Source organism: Lactobacillus agrestimuris (assembly GCF_943193025.1).
Taxonomy (GTDB): domain Bacteria; phylum Bacillota; class Bacilli; order Lactobacillales; family Lactobacillaceae; genus Lactobacillus; species Lactobacillus agrestimuris.
The window spans coordinates 24819-42330 of record NZ_CALPCQ010000001.1; the positions used below are offsets into that span (position 1 = coordinate 24819).

The 17512-nt window shown below is 34.7% G+C and carries 20 protein-coding genes and 1 other annotated feature; all 20 genes read left to right on the plus strand.

The features are described from left to right. Positions 1-92 precede the first annotated feature (92 nt). The 20 genes from NFR82_RS00125 (at position 93) to priA (ending at position 17508) form a co-directional block, all read left to right on the plus strand. Positions 93-1577 (plus strand): glycosyltransferase, encoded by a 1485-nt coding sequence (locus NFR82_RS00125; protein ID WP_251716119.1) that lies wholly within the window; start codon positions 93-95, stop codon positions 1575-1577. 50 nt (positions 1578-1627) lie between these two features. Continuing rightward, the gene (locus NFR82_RS00130; RefSeq protein ID WP_251716120.1) at positions 1628-2230 is read left to right on the plus strand and encodes an ECF transporter S component; all 603 of its coding nucleotides are present in this window, start codon (positions 1628-1630) and stop codon (positions 2228-2230) included. Between the two features lie 43 nt (positions 2231-2273). Then, positions 2274-2453: a 2-hydroxymuconate tautomerase gene (locus NFR82_RS00135; protein WP_251716121.1), complete on the plus strand. Its 180-nt coding sequence runs from the start codon at positions 2274-2276 to the stop codon at positions 2451-2453. 102 nt (positions 2454-2555) lie between these two features. Next, positions 2556-3899, plus strand: a complete 1344-nt coding sequence (locus NFR82_RS00140) for a DUF2325 domain-containing protein (protein ID WP_251716122.1) — start codon at positions 2556-2558, stop codon at positions 3897-3899. Between the two features lie 94 nt (positions 3900-3993). Next, entirely contained in the window at positions 3994-4833 is an 840-nt protein-coding gene (locus NFR82_RS00145) for a YitT family protein (RefSeq protein ID WP_251716123.1), read from the plus strand. 61 nt (positions 4834-4894) lie between these two features. After that, positions 4895-4974: a sequence feature (ribosomal protein L21 leader region), on the plus strand. A gap of 15 nt (positions 4975-4989) precedes the next feature. Next, on the plus strand, positions 4990-5301 hold the full coding sequence (gene rplU, locus NFR82_RS00150; RefSeq protein ID WP_025080297.1) for a 50S ribosomal protein L21: 312 nt from the start codon (positions 4990-4992) through the stop codon (positions 5299-5301). A gap of 18 nt (positions 5302-5319) precedes the next feature. Further along, positions 5320-5610: a 50S ribosomal protein L27 gene (gene rpmA, locus NFR82_RS00155; protein WP_251716124.1), complete on the plus strand. Its 291-nt coding sequence runs from the start codon at positions 5320-5322 to the stop codon at positions 5608-5610. A 70-nt stretch (positions 5611-5680) separates the two neighbouring features. Next, positions 5681-6790: a M24 family metallopeptidase gene (locus tag NFR82_RS00160; RefSeq protein ID WP_251716125.1), complete on the plus strand. Its 1110-nt coding sequence runs from the start codon at positions 5681-5683 to the stop codon at positions 6788-6790. A 61-nt stretch (positions 6791-6851) separates the two neighbouring features. Beyond that, a complete protein-coding gene (gene efp, locus NFR82_RS00165; protein ID WP_251716126.1) occupies positions 6852-7421 on the plus strand; it encodes an elongation factor P in 570 nt (189 codons plus the stop codon). 16 nt (positions 7422-7437) lie between these two features. Then, positions 7438-7869, plus strand: a complete 432-nt coding sequence (locus NFR82_RS00170; RefSeq protein WP_251716127.1) for an Asp23/Gls24 family envelope stress response protein — start codon at positions 7438-7440, stop codon at positions 7867-7869. Positions 7870-7872: 3 nt separating this feature from the next. Continuing rightward, on the plus strand, positions 7873-8271 hold the full coding sequence (gene nusB / locus NFR82_RS00175; RefSeq protein ID WP_251716128.1) for a transcription antitermination factor NusB: 399 nt from the start codon (positions 7873-7875) through the stop codon (positions 8269-8271). Positions 8272-8320: 49 nt separating this feature from the next. Further along, entirely contained in the window at positions 8321-9175 is an 855-nt protein-coding gene (locus tag NFR82_RS00180) for a tetrahydrofolate dehydrogenase/cyclohydrolase catalytic domain-containing protein (protein WP_251716129.1), read from the plus strand. Continuing rightward, positions 9159-10517, plus strand: coding sequence for an exodeoxyribonuclease VII large subunit (gene xseA, locus NFR82_RS00185; RefSeq protein WP_251716130.1), 1359 nt, complete (start codon positions 9159-9161; stop codon positions 10515-10517). Before NFR82_RS00180 ends, xseA begins: the two co-directional genes overlap by 17 nt. Beyond that, positions 10507-10749, plus strand: a complete 243-nt coding sequence (locus NFR82_RS00190) for an exodeoxyribonuclease VII small subunit (protein ID WP_251716131.1) — start codon at positions 10507-10509, stop codon at positions 10747-10749. The genes xseA and NFR82_RS00190 overlap by 11 nt, the downstream gene beginning before the upstream one ends. A gap of 2 nt (positions 10750-10751) precedes the next feature. Beyond that, positions 10752-11621: a polyprenyl synthetase family protein gene (locus NFR82_RS00195; protein ID WP_251716132.1), complete on the plus strand. Its 870-nt coding sequence runs from the start codon at positions 10752-10754 to the stop codon at positions 11619-11621. Next, entirely contained in the window at positions 11622-12434 is an 813-nt protein-coding gene (locus tag NFR82_RS00200) for a TlyA family RNA methyltransferase (protein ID WP_251716133.1), read from the plus strand. It begins immediately after the preceding gene. A 12-nt stretch (positions 12435-12446) separates the two neighbouring features. After that, on the plus strand, positions 12447-14126 hold the full coding sequence (recN, locus tag NFR82_RS00205) for a DNA repair protein RecN (RefSeq protein ID WP_251716134.1): 1680 nt from the start codon (positions 12447-12449) through the stop codon (positions 14124-14126). An 84-nt stretch (positions 14127-14210) separates the two neighbouring features. Then, positions 14211-14825, plus strand: coding sequence for a guanylate kinase (gene gmk / locus NFR82_RS00210; protein ID WP_251716135.1), 615 nt, complete (start codon positions 14211-14213; stop codon positions 14823-14825). A gap of 1 nt (position 14826) precedes the next feature. Continuing rightward, positions 14827-15054, plus strand: coding sequence for a DNA-directed RNA polymerase subunit omega (gene rpoZ / locus NFR82_RS00215; RefSeq protein ID WP_251716136.1), 228 nt, complete (start codon positions 14827-14829; stop codon positions 15052-15054). A 51-nt stretch (positions 15055-15105) separates the two neighbouring features. Next, positions 15106-17508: a primosomal protein N' gene (priA, locus tag NFR82_RS00220; RefSeq protein WP_251716137.1), complete on the plus strand. Its 2403-nt coding sequence runs from the start codon at positions 15106-15108 to the stop codon at positions 17506-17508. The last annotated feature ends 4 nt before the right edge of the window (positions 17509-17512 follow it).

Sequence of the window (17512 nt, forward strand, 5' to 3'; positions counted from 1 at the left end):
TAATAATCCTAGTAATTTAATTACAAAGTCTGCTATAATTTAAAATAATAATTTATGTTATTTAATAGAAATAAATTTTGAAGGTGTTAAATATGCAATATTTCTTATCAACGCGACAAGATGTTAATACTTCAGCTATTGAGCTAGGACAAGTTAAGCGACTTAGAATATTTGATTCACTAGGAGTTGATAGTAAGATAATTGAACTTGAGAAAAATGACTTTAGTGCAGAAACTCAAAATAAATTAAAAATTCAAGGAAAAGTTATTAATATCTTTCATTATTTCCAAGGGTTAGATAATATTGAAAAGCTTGATACTAACTTGGTTTTAAAGAATATTCTAGAAAAGGATAATTTAATTAGAAAGGGCAATATTGCTTATTCTGGAGATAAGCCGGTTATTAATGCTCATTTATATGGAAATAGAATCTATTATGTTGATTACTTGGATCAGTATGGTTTTACTGTAAAAAGAGAATTTTTTGTCAACAATCATTTGGATTATACAGAATATTTTGATGATCAGGCCCATTTGATGATGAGAGTCTTTTCTAATAAAGAAAATATTCCAATCATTTATGAGTACTTTTGTGTAAGCAATGAAAATCAACCTCTCTTAACAATGATCGAATTGCGTAAAAGTGCTACAGAATCAATAAGATTTAATAATAACTCAGATTTTCAAGCATATTTTTTAGATGAAATTGCTAGAAGAGATGATCAAGCAGTCTTTTATTGCGATCGTAGTAGTGAAATTTTACCTGCTTTTGAAAAAATGAAGTATCGATTACCGATTTATGTCATGCTCCATTCTGCTTTAACACCTTCGGGCAACATAAATGATGAAATTTATGCAGTTTATAAGCCGATTACAAAGTTATATGAAGAAGGAAAAATAAAAGGCGTGATTTCATCAACTCAGGAAGAAGCAAAAGATGTAAAAAGGGCTTTAGAGGTAGAAAATTCTTATGCAATTCCAGTTACGTCAATTGAAGAAGTAGCCAAAGTTACTTTTACTAGTCGCGTTCCAGGGAAAATAATTGCTGTTGCAAGAGTAGATGCGATTAAGCAACTTGATCATCTGTTTAATGCAGTTATCCAGCTTCATAAAAAGTACCCAGAGCTTGATCTTTCTATATATGGTAATGTAACTGATCAAAAAGAAAATAAAAAATTAAAGCAAATTGTAGCAGATAATCAAGCAGAGAACTTTATTCATTTTGTAGGTTTTGTTCAAAATCTAGACGAAGCTTATAATTCTGCTCAATTAGAAGTTCTCACTAGTAAAAGTGAGGGATTTGCAATGGCAATACTAGAGGCCCAAGCTCATGGATGTCTTGTAGTAAGCTATGATATTAATTATGGACCTGCCGACATTATTAAAAATAATTATAGTGGTCGTTTAATTCCGGCCAATGATCAAGAAAAATTGAAGAATACAATTGAAGAACTGATGACAAATCCTAAGTTGTTAGCGAGTTATTCTGAAGGCGCATATGAGAATTCGAAAAGATTTGATATGGACCATTTAAGAAATAGATGGTTAGAATTTTTAAAGACTGAAAAGCTTGTTTAAATTTCTAAAATTAGGTAATATTTTTACTAATAAAATGTAAGGGTAAAAATATGAAAAGAAAAGAAACTACACAATTAACTATCACTGCGATTTTTGTGGCAATTTTAATTTTGCAATCGTTTGTTCCTAATTTAGGTTACGTTAGAATAATTCCGGCCTTACCAGCAATTACATTAGTACCATTAACAATTGCTATTTATGGATCAATTATGGGACCAAAAGCCGGATTGTTATTTGGACTTTTTTGGGGAATTACTCGCCTAATTCGAGCCTATACTCAACCATTAGATTTGATTAGTTTGACTTTATTTCAAAACCCAATCATCACGCTAGTGCCAAGCATTGTAGCTGGATGGTTGCCTGGTCTAATTAGTAGTAAAGCTGGATCTAGCAAATTACGCTATATTTTTGGCGGGGCAGCGACTTCACTTGCAAATACAATCTTAGTAATTACTTTGGCGAGTCTTTTATTTATGAATCATTCTGCTGATTTATTGAAATACTTTGGAAATACCTCATCAAGTAGTTCAATTTTTGTAGTTCTAATTAGCGCATTAGGAATAAATGGCATAGTCGAAGCGATTTTTACGGCAACTTTGACACCGATTATTGTTATCCCTCTTCAAAAAGCAATGAGTAGGCTACGGATATAGATGGTAAAATTAAGTTAAGAAGTTAATTTATGGAGGGAAAATTATGCCATTTGTACATATTGAATTAATTAAAGGTAGAAGTGATGAACAATTAACTAAGTTAATGAAGGACGTAACTGAGGCAGTTCATCAAGATACTGGTGCTCCAAAGGAACATATTCATGTGATTATTAACGAACTTGATAAACATACATATGGGAATAATGGTGAATGGAAGGCATAGATGTCTTCGAAGAGATCTCCAAACGGAGATCTTTTTTAATTACAAAAAGGTAAGTAGTAAAATAATATTCAGATAAATTTTAAAGAAAAAGTGGTGATATCAATGTTTGATTATCGAAATAATTTAAAAAGAATTCTTCAAAAAACAGCTGGGGATGATAAAAGTTTAAAAAATGGCCTATCTGCAATTAAGGCAGTAATTGCGATGACTGGCGAAGATGATAATTCAAATTCGTCTATTAAGAAGACTGCTAGAGTAGAGAACTCAGAAATTAAGACATCGAATAAAGAATTAAAAAGATTACTAACATCATTAACTAAATTGATCGAAAGTCCTGGAGATAAAAAAGCTAAAGAAAATGCTATTTCAGCAATTCATCGTCTGACCTTTGAACCAGGAGTTGGAAAAAATTATGGGGTGGAACTTGGAAAGCTTGATCAAGCAATTCAAAAATCGGCTACAACCAAGGACACAATTAATTCCAAAATTTTTCAGGATGCAATCAAGGCACCTGAACCGAAAAAGCGAGATTATCGTAAAGGTAGACGTTATACAGTAATTAGATTAGTCTCAGGAGCTGATTTGATCAATGACAATGGTGAAACAGTTTATACAGTAACTGAATCGCAAATTCACTCTTTAAATTTAAAAAGTGGAGATGTCGTAGAAGCTTTGGAAGATAAGTCTAGTTCAGTTAATGAAGCAGAAATTCTACGGGTTGTAGGTTTTAAGAAGTTGAGAAATCGCGATTTTGATCAAATTGAAGATTTCAAGTATGCCGTAGTTCAAGGCGGTCCAGCTGGTTATTCAGTCTCAAGAAACATTCGCGGAGAAAAATTGAAGATTCGCGGTAAAGCTGTAACAGTTTTTGTTGATCCTAGTTATTATCAAGGTGAGAATATTCATTTAGAAGATGGTGCAATTGTAGATCTTGCATGGTATACCGGGGATGTTCGTTTAAAGAAAAATCCGTCAGATGCTGTTCAAATTAGATGGATCTATCAATTAGAATCAGATAAACGTCCTGGTAATGTGAAAAAGAAAAAGACCAAATCGGGAGAAACTGCTGAAGAACTGGCCAAACTTGATATGGATTTACATTATCAAAGAGTTGGCATTGCAATTGGAGATAATCAAAATGAAGCAATGCTAGAAGGAATCGTAACTCGCTATAATGGAATTCCGATTCCGATTAATGCCTTTGAAGGTAAGAAAAAGGTGATCGAAAATCAAATTAAAGATTTAGATATTGTGATTTTGGTTACCGCTTTTGCAGCTCATGATTCAACTTGGAATATTCGTGAATTTGCAAGTAAATATGGTGCTAAATTTGCTGTGAGTTCAAGTAAAGGTTACCAATCGTTTGAACGAGCTCTATATCGTGCAGAAATGGGTATGCCTGCTTATGAAGGTAATCAAAGCTTGGAATATAAAACTAAAAGTTAAATAATTTCTTATATTTTTATAGTATCCTTGTACTGGTATATAGATATTATGTAAAATAATGATAACGATATAAATTTTAAGAAGGGATGCGTATATGAAAAATAATTTAACTAATCATAAATGGGCACGTTGGCTTGTATTTTTAGCAGGCTTAGAAATCATTGCTGTATCAATTAACTTATTCTATGGGCCAATTAATATTGCTGCAGGTGGTTCTACTGGTATTTCTATCTTGGTTGATGCGGTATGGGGAATCAATCGTTCGATAACGGTTTTTGTTGTTAATATTTTAATGTTGATCTTAGCAGCGATTTTCTTAGGAAAGAAAACCACTAAAAACATCGCCTTAGGTAGTTTGGTTTTACCGATTTTAATGCAAATTACCCCAAGCTTTAAGGCAACGGATAATGAGCTACTAGCCGTAATTTACGGTGGAGCTTTAATGGGACTAGGTGTTTCTCTTTTATATAGAGTTAATGCTTCAAGCGGTGGAACAACAATTCCTCCAATGATTTTAAAAAAATATTTCTATCTTAATCCAGCGGTGACCTTATTGATGATTGACATGGTTGTTATTTTCCTTAACATCTTCGTTGATGGTTGGAACGCCTTCTTTTTAGCAGCATTTTCACAATTAGTTACTGCGATTACCATGAATTATACAGAGACAGGATTTGATAAAAAATATCAGGTCAGAATTATGAGTAATGATAATCTTGACCAAATTAGAGGTATGTTGCAAGAAAACTATGGTGGGTTAACAATTTATGATGTTGTTGGCGGTTATAGTGACGATAAAAAGCAACAATTATTAATCGTAGTTGATACCAATGAATATGGTGCTTTGATTAGTTCGATCCATGAAATTGATCCAGATGCATTCATTATTACTTCTACAGTTGGTAAAGTTCATGGTGGTCGCTGGGGAATTTAAATTTTCATTGAAAATTGTCTAGAATGGTAGTAAACTGTAGGAGTTGTATTTGTGGAGACCTCCACATCTGCAACCGCACATTTCGAGGCTTGAAGTTCTTTTAAGGAAAAGGCGCCTCGATTGGCGAGTCTAAGTATTTTTTACGGAGGTGTACAAATGTACGCAATTATTAAGACCGGTGGTAAGCAATACAAAGTTGCTGAAGGCGACAGCGTATTTGTGGAAAAGCTTGATGTAGAAGAAGGTAAGGAAGTTACCTTTGACCAAGTTATTCTTGTTTCAGACGGCAAGGATGTTAAGGTTGGTGCTCCTTTAGTAGATGGCGCTAAGGTTACTGCTAAAGTTGAAAAGCAAGGTAAGGAAAAGAAGGTTGTAACTTTCAAGTACAAGCCTAAGAAGCACTCACACAGTAAGTATGGTCACCGTCAACCTTATACTAAGGTTACAGTTGAAAAGATTGAAGCTTAATTCAGAGGTGAAATGATTATGAATATTTTAGGTTTGAAATTATTTGCCCACCACAAGGGGGGCGGTTCTACTGCCAACGGTCGTAACTCAGCTGGTCGTCGTTTAGGCGCTAAAGTTGGTGACGGTCAATCAATCCACGCAGGTTCAATTATTTACCGTCAACGTGGTACTAAGATTCACCCAGGCCAAAACGTAGGTCAAGGTGGAGATGACACTTTATTTGCTTTAGTAAATGGTGTTGTTAAGTTTGAACGTCTTGGTAAATTCAGAAAGCAAGTTTCTGTTATCCCAGCTGACGAAGCTAAGTAAGACCATTAAAGACAAGAAGCAAATTGCTTCTTGTCTTTTTTCATATTCAATTTGAAAAGAGGTAATGATAATGAACAAAAAAGATGAACTATTAACGCTGCTTAATCGCCGAATTAAAAGTGTAACTGATTTAATTAAAGAAAAAAATGCGGATGCACTGATCATCTTTAATCAATCAAATTATCGTTATCTTACTAATTTTACTGGGGAAGAAGCACAGTTAATTTTAACTGCTGAAGGGGATAGAATTCTCTTATCTGATTCAAGATTCGCTGATCAAATAAAAGCTCAAGCACCTGGTGAGTTAACAGTTATTATGAAGCATGGTAGTAATTATGATGAACTCACTAAGGCTTTGAAAAATGTTTCTGCCAAAAGAATTTTAGTTGAAGGTGAATTTATTTCTGCAATTGAATATCAAAAACTTAAGCAACTTAATCCAAATCTTGACTTTGAGATGAGTGAGGAATTGGTAGAGCGAGTTAGAAATATAAAGGATGAATTGGAATTAGATGCTTTGAAAAAGGCTATTAATATTTCAATGGAAAGCTTCAACGCAATTTTACCAATGATTAAGGCAGGAGTAAGTGAACGAGCAGTTGGTGCAAAATTAGACTATCTATTTAAAGTAAACGGCGGAGATGGTCCAAGCTTTGATACTATTATTGCTTCAGGTGTTAGATCTGCATGGGCCCATGGTGTAGCTAGCGATAAATTAATCGAAGATGGTGACATGATTGTAATTGATTTTGGTGCTTTTTATAATGGATATACTGCTGATATCACCAGAACGATTTCTTTAGGTAAAGTTGATGCAGAAATGCATAAAATTTATAATATTGTTCATGAAGCACAAAGAAGAGGTATCGAGGCTGCTGTAGTTGGAAATACTGGTAAAGATGTCGATAAGGCAGCAAGGGACTATATCACTGAGCAAGGATATGGAAAATATTTTGGTCACGGAATTGGACATGGTATTGGGTTAGAGCTTCATGAATTATGCCAACCGGCTTTACCCTTTGGCAAGCAAAGATTAATTAATAATATGGTACATACCGTTGAACCGGGGATTTATATTCCTGGAAAAGGCGGGGTTAGAATCGAAGATGATATTTTAGTTAATGATCAAGATCCGGTAACTTTATCAAATTTACCAAAAGATGAACTTCTTTCTCTGTAAAAATATAGCCAAACGGGCTTCAAATTGGTAACATAGATATTGTAGAAATGAGGGAACAAATATGACAATGATTTCAGTTAACGAATTCAAGAATGGATTAACCATTGAATACAATAATGATTTATGGCGAATTGTTGAATTCCAACACGTAAAACCAGGTAAAGGTAGTGCGTTTGTTCGTTCAAAGCTTAAGAGCTTGAGAACTGGCGCAGTTCAAGAATATACTTTCCGTTCAACTGCTAAGGTTGAAACAGCAGATATTCAAACTAAGGCAATGCAATACTTGTACAATGATGGCTCAAGTTTTGTATTTATGGATACTAACACATATGAACAATTGGAAATTCCAAATGAACAAGTTCAAGATGAATCTAAGTATCTTAAAGAAAACATGCAAGTTTCTGTAATTACTCACGATGGTGAAACTTTGGGTGTCCAACTTCCAAATACTGTTGATTTAACAGTTACAGAAACTGAACCAAACATTAAAGGTGATACTTCATCCGGTGGTGGTAAGCCAGCTACTATGGAAACTGGTTTGGTAGTTAACGTACCATTCTTTATTAATGAAGGTGACGTGTTAACAATCAATACTGCTGACGGTACTTACGTATCACGTGCAAATAAGTAATTTTTGAGGTAGAAAAATGGCAGATAGTTCAAAAATTCTCCTTAGCGGTGAAGAAAACGGTGAACAAATTAAGATTGATCCGAGTGTTCTTGAAGTTATTTTGGGAATCGCTGCAGAAAAAGTTGATGGCATTGTCAACATGCGTGGAACTTTAACATCTAGTATCAAGAAGGTATTGGGACAAAGTGATCACGGTAAAGGTGTCAGCGTTACTACTGATGAAGATGGTCAATTAGTTGCTGATATTTATGTTTATCTTGAAGCTGGTGTTAATGTGCCATCAGTTGCAGCTAAGTTACAAAAAACTTTGAAAACACAGTTAGTTCAAATGACCGATTTGACACTAAAGGCAATTAATATTCATGTTGTAGGTTTAGTATTCCCAGATGATGAGGATGCTGAAGAATTTGAAACAACTGAACTGTTTCCAAAAAGTGAGCAGGAGTAATTAATGAATCAACACGAAAGTCGTAAAGTTGCTATGCAAGCAGTTTTTTTGGCTAATCAAGATCCAGAATTGACTGCCGCAGAAGTTGAAGTTAAGACTGTTGAAATGCTTGAGCTACAGCAGCTTTCTGCCTATTCAAAAACTTTGATTGAAGGCGTTATTGCAAATCGTGATCAACTTCAATCTGATATTTCATCCTATTTGAAAAATGGTTGGAAGTTAGAGAGGGTTAATGCGATCACTGTAGCAATTCTCGAAATTGCTCTTTATGAAATTAAGGATAGCGTTGAAATTGAACCAAAAGCAGCAGTTAATGAAGCTTTAAACTTATGCGATGAATTTGCTGATCCAAAGGCAAAACCATTTGTAAATGGTGTATTAGCAAACTTTGTTGAAAAATAATCAATAGCCGGCAGAGTTGCCGGCTATTTTTGATAGCGGAGGACATGATATGGGAAAAATTCTTGATGGAAAAGCATTTGCGGATCTTCGTGCCGAAAAACTTAAAGAAAAAGTTAAGAATTTGAAAGCTCAAGGAGTTAATCCACTTTTTTGCGTAATTAATATTGGGGATAATAAGGCCAGCAAATTATATGTACGTACTAAAAAGAGACGAGCAGAAAGTGTTGGAATTGAACAAAAAATTTATCAATTACCTCAAGACACTAAAGAAGAGGATGTGCTTGACTTAATTGATGAACTTAATCAAGATCCAAAAGTTTATGGAATTATGGTTCAATTACCAACTCCAGATCAAATAGATGAAAATAAACTTCTTGAGAGAATTGATCCTGAAAAAGATGTTGATGCTCTTACTCCAAGTAATGTTGGTCGTTTGTGGCAAGAAGATCATTTCGTTGAACCAGCAACTGCTGACGGTGTTATGGCGCTTTTGGATTATTATCATGTAGATTTAGTTGGAAAGAATGTAGTAATAATTGGTAGAAGTAATATTGTTGGAAAGCCAATTGCTGCTTTAATGCTTGAAAAAAATGCGACAGTTTCAATTTTGCATTTAGGGACAAAAGATATTACGGAGTATACCAAGGATGCAGATATTATAGTTTCTGCCGCAGGTCAGGCGAATTTAGTAACTGCAGATATAGTTAAAGATGGTGTAATCATCATTGATGTTGGAATAAACCACGTTAATGGCCATTTGGTAGGAGATGTTGATTTTGAGAATGTTCTTCCAAAAGCAAGTATGATTACTCCGGTTCCAGGTGGAGTTGGTCCGTTAACAGTTGAATTTTTAATGGAACAAGTCATTAAGCTAACTAGGAGGGCAAATGGCATCAGAGGATAGATATTTATCAGTTACGGACTTAAATTTTTATATTACGCAAAAATTTAAGAATGATCCGTACCTGCATAAAGTTTTTCTTCAAGGAGAATTATCCAATTTTCGCTATCGAAGAAATTCACACCAATATTTTTCACTGAAAGATGATAAATCAAAGATTAATGTTGTAATGTTTCGATCAGCCTTCGATAAAGTTAAATTTAAACCTGAAGAAGGTATGAAAGTTTATGTTACTGGTTACGTAAATGTATATGGCCCTCAAGGATCATATCAGTTCTACGCAGAGAGTATGGAGCCGGCCGGGTTAGGAGCCTTATACGAGCAATTAAAGCAGCTACAAGCAAAACTTGCTAAAGAAGGACTATTCAATCCAGAGCATAAAAGAAAATTACCACGTTTTCCTGATCGAATTGCCGTTGTAACTAGTGCTTCTGGTGCAGTTATTCATGACATCATGGTTACGGCCAATAGGCGTTTTCCACATGCCGAAATCGATTTGTTCCCAGCACAGGTGCAAGGTGATACTGCAGCAGATAGTTTAGTTGCGGCAATGAAGCAGATAGCTTCATATGGTGATAAATATGATGTTATGATCATTGGACGTGGCGGTGGATCACTGGAAGATTTATGGCCTTTTAACGAAGAAAAAGTTGTCAGACAAGTTTATGACATGGATATTCCTGTTATTTCTTCAGTTGGGCATGAAACAGATACTACTTTATGTGATTTAGTAGCCGATGCTCGTGCTGCTACACCGACAGCGGCAGCAGAATACGCTACACCAAATTTAACAGATGAGCTGGCAGCAATTAGTCAACTTCGTAGCCGTCTAATTACTAATATGCAATCAATTATTCGACAAAAACGTGATCGACTTAATCGTGTAAATAATTCAATTATTATGCGAGAACCGATGCGTTTATATGACCAGCAAACTCAAACAGTAGATATGCTAAAGAATAGATTGCATAATGGTATGCAAAATATTGTCAAAAGTTCTCGTCAAAATTATAATCTAACACAACAAAAACTATTGGCCGCAAGTCCTAATAAACAAGTTTCTCAAATGAAACAAAAGAGTGACTTTATGAGTAAGCAACTTTTAGACAATATGAAGCACTTTTTAGTTTCAAAGAGAAATAATTTTAGTAAAGTTGTTCAACAATTAGATGATTATAGTCCGCTTAAGACTTTAAAGCGTGGCTTTGTATATACAACAGATGACAACGGTGAAACCATTTCATCTGTAAGTCAACTCGAAAAAGGTAGTAATATTAATTTGCACTTTAAAGATGGTCAAGCTGAAGCCGTGATAACTGAAATGAGGAAAGATAATGCCAACTAAGAAAAATAACTTTGAAGAACAATTAACCGATTTGGAAAAGATTGTAACTAATTTAGAAAATGGGAATGTACCTCTTGAGGATGCCCTTAAGGAGTTCCAAGAAGGAGTAAAGATTAGTCGAGAATTGGATAAGAAATTGACTCAAGCTGAAGAAACAGTTGCTAAATTAATTGATAGTGATGGTACTGAACATAAGCTTGATCCAAATAATGCATCTGCACCAGAGGAATAATTATGTCAGCATTTAAAGATTTTCAAAATAAATGGACGCCAGTTATCAATGAGTTTTTAAAAACTAAGCTAGCAAAAGAAATTGATGATAAAAAATTAAGCAAGATAATGTCATATTCAGTTATGGCTGGGGGCAAGCGTCTACGCCCACTTCTTTTCTTATCTACATTATCTGCTCTTGATAGAAAAATTGGCCAAGACGAGATCCGAATTGCTTGTGGAATTGAATTGATCCATACTTATTCTTTGATTCATGATGATTTACCTGCAATGGATAATGATGATTATCGAAGAGGAATGTTAACTAGCCATAAAAAATGGGGTGAAGCTGAAGCAATTTTAGCTGGAGATGCACTTTTACCTTTAGGAATTCAGTGGATTGCGAATGCTAGTCATTCTAGTAAAATGGTTGAGATTATCACTCAAGCTATTGGTCCAAATGGAATGGTTGGAGGGCAATATTTAGACATTGATTCAACCAATAATGAAACAGTTGCTAATGATAGTAAGTTTATTAATCAAATGGAATGGTTAAAGACTGGTTGCTTAATTGAAGCTAGTGTTGAGATGGCCGCAGTATATGGTCAAGCTAGTGATATCGAAAAAGTTAAATTAATCGATTTTGCACGCGTATTTGGTCGCTCGTATCAGATATATGATGATTTGGTTGATGTGGTAGAAACTACTGAGGAAGCAGGAAAGGCCACTCACAAGGATGAAGAAGAAGGTAAAAATAATACTTTAACTCTTCTTGGAATTGAAAAGAGTCGTAAAAAGCTTGAGGAATTAATTAAACAAGCTCAAGATGATTTGCATGGCTTGCATGGTGATGTTTTAGCAGGATTTTTAGATTTATACAAAAAGGTGCTATAGATGGCGAAACAAAGAGCAGATGTATTATTAACTAAAAAGGGATTATTTCATTCACGTACTCAAGCCCAGCGTGCGATTATGGCGGGGTTAGTGCTCGACCATAACCATCAAAGAATTGATAAGAGTGGTACGCAATTTTCTGAAGATGAAGAATTTATTTTAAAAGATGACGGAAAGAAATACGTTTCTCGAGGTGGCTTTAAGCTTGAAAAGGCTCTAAAAGTTTTTGATATCGATCTAAATAATAAAATTTGTTTAGATATTGGTGCTTCCACTGGTGGCTTTACTGACGTGGCCCTAAAAAACGGTGCTAAGATGGTTTATGCCCTAGATGTTGGATATAACCAACTTGCGTGGCAACTTCGTGATGATCCGAGAGTTATTGTGATGGAGAAACAAAATTTTCGGTATAGTAAGCCTGAAGATTTTGATCAAGGCTTGCCAGATTTCGCGATGACCGATGTATCATTTATTTCACTCGATTTGATTATGCCGCCAATGTATGCAATTTTGAAAGACCAATGTGATGCAGTGTGTTTGATTAAACCACAGTTTGAAGCAGGACCAGAAAACGTTGGTAAACATGGTATTGTTCATGATCATGAAGTTCATAAGGCTGTGATTGAGCATACAATGAATGAGGCGCTTAAACTTGGTTTTAATGTTTTAGGCGTGGATTATTCACCAATTAAAGGTGGCAAAGGAAATATTGAGTTCTTAATTCATTTAAGAAAAGATGAAGCAAATCCTGGTCAAAATCTCTGGAATGAATCAGCAGCAGAAGTTGTTGAACGCGCTGTAAAAGGTCTTTAGGAGTATACAAAGATGTTAGTTGAACTTGACATTAAAAATTTCGCCATAATTAAAGCTTTAAAAGTTCGCTTTCAAGAACATATGACTGTCTTAATTGGAGAAACTGGAGCAGGTAAATCAATCATTATTGATGCAGTTTCTCTTTTAATGGGTGGTCGCGGACAAAAGGAAATGATTCGATCAGGTGAAAATAAGGCGGTAGTAACTGGTTTATTTGAACTGGAAGATCAAAAAACGCAAATCGCAGATTTATGTGAGGAATATGGGTTACCCCACGATGATGATCAATTAGTAGTAAGTAGAGAACTTGCTAATAAGGGTCGCAACGTTGTTAGAATTAATGGACAATTGACGACAATTAATGTTTTGCGTGAAATTGGTAATTATTTAGTTGATATTCATGGTCAAAATGATCAGCAAATTTTAATGGATCAAGATCGTCAAATTGATTTGGTCGATGATTATGCACCTAAGAGTTTTCATGAAGATTTAAAGAAATATCAAGAAAACTATGATAGATGGGTAAAATTAACTAATCAGTTGCGTAGTTTAAAAAAGAATGCCCAAGAAATCGCTCAAAAACAAGATATTTTGCAATTTCAAAATCAAGAACTTGAGGCGGCAAATTTAGAAGATCCTGATGAAGACGAAAAGTTAGAAGAAGAATTCAATGAATTGAATAATTATCAAAAAATTGCTGAAACAGCAAACTATTTTATTCAATTGTATGATGATGATGAACATGGGTTGGCAACTCTTCTGGGTGATGCTCAAAATGCAGCAACAGATCTAACTGATTTTGGTAGTAGATTTAAAAATTTTGCTAAAACAGTTGATGATGGGGTTTACGCGTTAAATGATGCAAGAAGTGAATTGTCATCCTTGATGGATCAAATGGATTTTGATGAAGAACGCTATCAATATGTTACTAGTCGATTAGATACTTTGAATTCATTAAAGAAAAAGTATGGTCCAAGCTTGGAAGATGTATTTAATTTCTATGAAAATGTTCGAAAGGAATTGAGTACTTTTGAAGTGGGTGGCTTAGATGAAGAGAAGATTCAAGCCGAAATCTCTGATTTAGAGAATGTTTTGAGTAAGCAAGCAAACGATTTGCATAAAGTTCGTGAAGAGGTAGCTCGCTCACTTGAAGAACAAATTAAACGAGAGCTAGCTGATCTTTATATGGAAAAAGCAAGATTTTCAATTAATTTTGAAGATACAAAGACATTTACTGAAAAAGGGACTGACTCAATTGTCTTCTTAATTGCGCCTAACCCAGGTGAAGATTTGATGCCACTTGTGAAAATTGTTTCTGGTGGTGAACAATCTCGTTTAATTTTGGCACTTAAAGCAATTTTTAGCCGTGTTGAACCAGTGGGAACCATGATCTTCGATGAAATTGATACTGGTGTTTCCGGTCGTGTATCGGCTGCTATTGGTAAGAAGATGCATTCAATTGGTAAGTATAAGCAAGTCATTACTATCACGCACTCTCCACAAGTAGCAGCTGCTGCAGACCAAAGATATGTTGTAGCCAAAGAAGTTAAAGATGGTGCTACTTATACTCAAGTTGGACCACTTTCAAAAGAAGAAACTATTACTGCAATTGCTCAAATGATGGCGGGTAGTGATGTTACTGATGCTGCAAAACAAAATGCAGTTGATTTAATGAAGAGCTTAAAAGAATAATTAATATATCTGGTCTCAATACTTGAAAAAGGAGTGTTTTTAGTGCAAACTAGATATATTAGTTAATTCTAGGAGAGTTCGGCAATGGCAGATAAAGGTTTATTACTTGTGTTTTCTGGTCCCTCAGGTGTTGGTAAAGGAACAGTTAAAAGTGCAATTGTTGAAAATAAAGTTTTTCCATTTGAATATTCAGTTTCTATGACAACGCGTAAACCTCGTCCAGGAGAGGTTGATGGAGTGGATTACTTCTTCGTAAGTCAGAAGCGATTCCAAGAAGCTATTAACCAAGGGGAGCTTTTGGAATATAATGAATATGTTGGAAATTACTATGGTACTCCTGTAGCACCTGTTAGGCGAATGCTTAAGGAAGGCAAAGATGTTTTGCTAGAAATAGATGTTAATGGAGCACAAAAGGTACGCGAAAAGATGCCTGATGGAGTATTTATCTTTTTAACTCCACCAGATTTACATACATTACACTTACGTCTTGAGAATCGTGGTACTGAAACCGAAGATGTAATTAGAGGCCGCATTAAGCAAGCACGCAAAGAAATTTTAGTGATGCAAGATTACGATTACGCAGTTGTAAATGATACTGTTGCTAATGCGGTTGATCATATTAAAGCAATTGTTGATGCAGAACACGTTAGTGTTAAGCGAGTTATTGATGATTACCGTAAAATGGTCAAGGAGGACTAAAATGAGAATTACATATCCATCAATTGATAAATTACTTTCACGTGTTGATTCACGTTATTCATTATCTGTTTTAGCTGCTAAAAGAGCACATGAACTTGAAGCAGGTATGCAACCAACACTAGATAAATTTATTTGTGATAAATATGTTGGAAAAGCTCTTGAAGAAATTGCAGCTGGAAAGGTAACAGTTGATCCAGCGCATCAAGAAGTTAATTTAAAAGATTATTAATTTTAATGACCTTCATCACTGGGTGGAGGTCATTTTTTGCAGGGTGATTAAATGATAGCTCAAGTTATTGTAGATGTTGCTGCTAAACAAACGGATCGCATTTTTGATTATCATGTGCCGGACCAATTAAAAAATGTTGAAGTGGGGTCAAGAGTTTTTGTTCCTTTCGGCCCAAGAAAAGTTCAAGGTTTTGTAGTTGGGCTGACAGATGATAATGATAGTCAATATAATGGCAAATTAAAGGATTTACTTGTAGTAGTTGATGAAATGCCACCTTTAACACCTGAATTGGTTAAACTTTCGGCTGATCTTGCAAATCGAATATTTTCTTATCGAATTTCGATCTTAAAAACAATGCTTCCACGAGTAATGAGAGCAAATTATCGCAAAATTCTTACTCCGATTTCTGAAAATGCTCAAAAGTTGCCACTTTTTCAGGGTGATCCAGTTGACTTAAATAAACTTACTGACTTAAGTCAAATTGCTTTGGCTCAAAAACTCGTTAAAAATAGCGATGCCAAAATTGAATATATCGTTGAAAATAAGGCAAAAAAGAAGACGGAAAATCTTTATCGCTTAAATTTTGAAAAAGATGAGTATCAGAAGATTTTTAATAGCTTAAGGCAAAATGCTGCTAAACAAAGAATATTAATCTCTGATATTATTGATGATTTTGATAATTATCCTAAAAGGCAAAGTGATCTCGAAGCTGAACTTGAACTAAAAACCAGTGATTTAACTAATGCTGTGAAAAAGGACTGGTTAGTTAAGGACCAGGTTGAAGTTTATCGTGATCCTTTAACGGGTTATGACGAAGATTTAGAAGATAAAAGGGTAATTCTTAATGAAGATCAAAAAAATGCTTTAGAAAAAATTTCTGCTTCTATTAAAAATATGGAAGCTAAAACGTACTTGCTTGAAGGAATTACTGGTAGTGGAAAAACAGAAGTATATTTAAATGCAATTAGTGAAACCCTTGAGCAAGGTAGGAATGCCTTGATGCTAGTTCCAGAAATTTCTTTAACACCTCAAATGGTAAGACAGGTAAAGGCTAGATTTGGTGATGGAGTTGCTGTTTTACATAGTGGACTTTCAGATGGAGAATCTTATGATGAATGGAGAAAGATTCGTCGAGGTGAAGTTAGAGTAATTGTTGGAGCTAGAAGTGCCGTTTTTGCTCCATTAAAAAATATTGGCCTAATTGTAATTGACGAAGAGCATGAAACTAGTTATAAACAAGAAGATAATCCTCGTTACCACGCAAGGGATGTTGCAATTTGGCGCAGCAATTACAATAATTGTCCACTTGTATTGGGGAGTGCAACGCCATCATTAGGAAGTCGAGCTCGTGCACAAAAGGGCGTTTATACGTTATTGGAGTTAACAAAAAGAGCCAATAACAAACGGTTGCCATCAGTAAACTTAGTTGATTTAAAACATGTAAGATTTGCTGGAGGGCAATTTGATCTGTCAACTGATTTAGTTGATGCTATTAAGGGACGACTTGAACGAAAAGAACAAGTAATTCTAATGTTAAATCGGCGAGGATTTGCTAATTTTATGCTTTGCCGCGAATGCGGTTATGTTATGAAATGTCCTAACTGTGATTTATCATTAACGATGCATAAAGATACAAGCTTAATGCAGTGCCATTATTGTGGGTATAGTGTTGAAATTCCAAATAAATGTCCAAATTGTCAAAGCTCAAAAATTCGTTTTTTAGGTTCGGGAACTCAAAAAGTTCAAGAAGAACTTGAAGAGTTATTACCTGGAGCTAAGATTTTGCGAATGGATGTTGATACAACTCGTCGTAAAGGTAGCTATAAAAAAATCTTAGATTCCTTTGGCAAGCATGAAGCCGATATTCTTCTTGGAACTCAAATGATTGCCAAAGGACTCGATTTCCCAAATGTTACTCTAGTTGGAGTAATCAATGCAGATACCGGTTTATGGATGCCAGATTATAATGCCTCAGAACGAACCTTCGATCTATTAACACAGGTTGCAGGACGTGCTGGGAGAGCCGAAAAGGCAGGAGAAGTAGTTATTCAAACTTATAATCCGGAACATTATGCAATTCAACTTTCTAAATCACAAGATTATGAAAAATTCTACCGTTATGAGATGCGGATGCGTCATGCAGGAAATTATCCGCCATATTTTTATACTGTATTAATTTCAATCGCTTCAAAAAATGAACAAAATGCAGCTAAAGAAGCATTTAAAATTAAACGAAAACTCACAAGAAATTTACATTCTGATACAATAATTCTAGGACCAACTCCAAGTGCAATTTCTCGTTTAAAGAATCAATATTATTACCAAATCCTGGTAAAATATAAAAAAGAAGAAAATCTATTTGAATTACTACATCAAATACAAGATTCAGCACAAGAAATTAAAAAGTACGGTTTAAATGTTTATATTGATAATGAACCTGAGAGAATAATGTAGGGAG

Bases quoted from the DNA above. Each gene is read 5' to 3' on its own strand.
- NFR82_RS00125 (WP_251716119.1), top strand. From the start codon at position 93: ATGCAATATTTCTTATCAACGCGACAAGATGTTAATACTTCAGCTATT.
- NFR82_RS00130 (WP_251716120.1), top strand. From the start codon at position 1,628: ATGAAAAGAAAAGAAACTACACAATTAACTATCACTGCGATTTTTGTG.
- NFR82_RS00135 (WP_251716121.1), top strand. From the start codon at position 2,274: ATGCCATTTGTACATATTGAATTAATTAAAGGTAGAAGTGATGAACAA.
- NFR82_RS00140 (WP_251716122.1), top strand. From the start codon at position 2,556: ATGTTTGATTATCGAAATAATTTAAAAAGAATTCTTCAAAAAACAGCT.
- NFR82_RS00145 (WP_251716123.1), top strand. From the start codon at position 3,994: ATGAAAAATAATTTAACTAATCATAAATGGGCACGTTGGCTTGTATTT.
- rplU (WP_025080297.1), top strand. From the start codon at position 4,990: ATGTACGCAATTATTAAGACCGGTGGTAAGCAATACAAAGTTGCTGAA.
- rpmA (WP_251716124.1), top strand. From the start codon at position 5,320: ATGAATATTTTAGGTTTGAAATTATTTGCCCACCACAAGGGGGGCGGT.
- NFR82_RS00160 (WP_251716125.1), top strand. From the start codon at position 5,681: ATGAACAAAAAAGATGAACTATTAACGCTGCTTAATCGCCGAATTAAA.
- efp (WP_251716126.1), top strand. From the start codon at position 6,852: ATGACAATGATTTCAGTTAACGAATTCAAGAATGGATTAACCATTGAA.
- NFR82_RS00170 (WP_251716127.1), top strand. From the start codon at position 7,438: ATGGCAGATAGTTCAAAAATTCTCCTTAGCGGTGAAGAAAACGGTGAA.
- nusB (WP_251716128.1), top strand. From the start codon at position 7,873: ATGAATCAACACGAAAGTCGTAAAGTTGCTATGCAAGCAGTTTTTTTG.
- NFR82_RS00180 (WP_251716129.1), top strand. From the start codon at position 8,321: ATGGGAAAAATTCTTGATGGAAAAGCATTTGCGGATCTTCGTGCCGAA.
- xseA (WP_251716130.1), top strand. From the start codon at position 9,159: ATGGCATCAGAGGATAGATATTTATCAGTTACGGACTTAAATTTTTAT.
- NFR82_RS00190 (WP_251716131.1), top strand. From the start codon at position 10,507: ATGCCAACTAAGAAAAATAACTTTGAAGAACAATTAACCGATTTGGAA.
- NFR82_RS00195 (WP_251716132.1), top strand. From the start codon at position 10,752: ATGTCAGCATTTAAAGATTTTCAAAATAAATGGACGCCAGTTATCAAT.
- NFR82_RS00200 (WP_251716133.1), top strand. From the start codon at position 11,622: ATGGCGAAACAAAGAGCAGATGTATTATTAACTAAAAAGGGATTATTT.
- recN (WP_251716134.1), top strand. From the start codon at position 12,447: ATGTTAGTTGAACTTGACATTAAAAATTTCGCCATAATTAAAGCTTTA.
- gmk (WP_251716135.1), top strand. From the start codon at position 14,211: ATGGCAGATAAAGGTTTATTACTTGTGTTTTCTGGTCCCTCAGGTGTT.
- rpoZ (WP_251716136.1), top strand. From the start codon at position 14,827: ATGAGAATTACATATCCATCAATTGATAAATTACTTTCACGTGTTGAT.
- priA (WP_251716137.1), top strand. From the start codon at position 15,106: ATGATAGCTCAAGTTATTGTAGATGTTGCTGCTAAACAAACGGATCGC.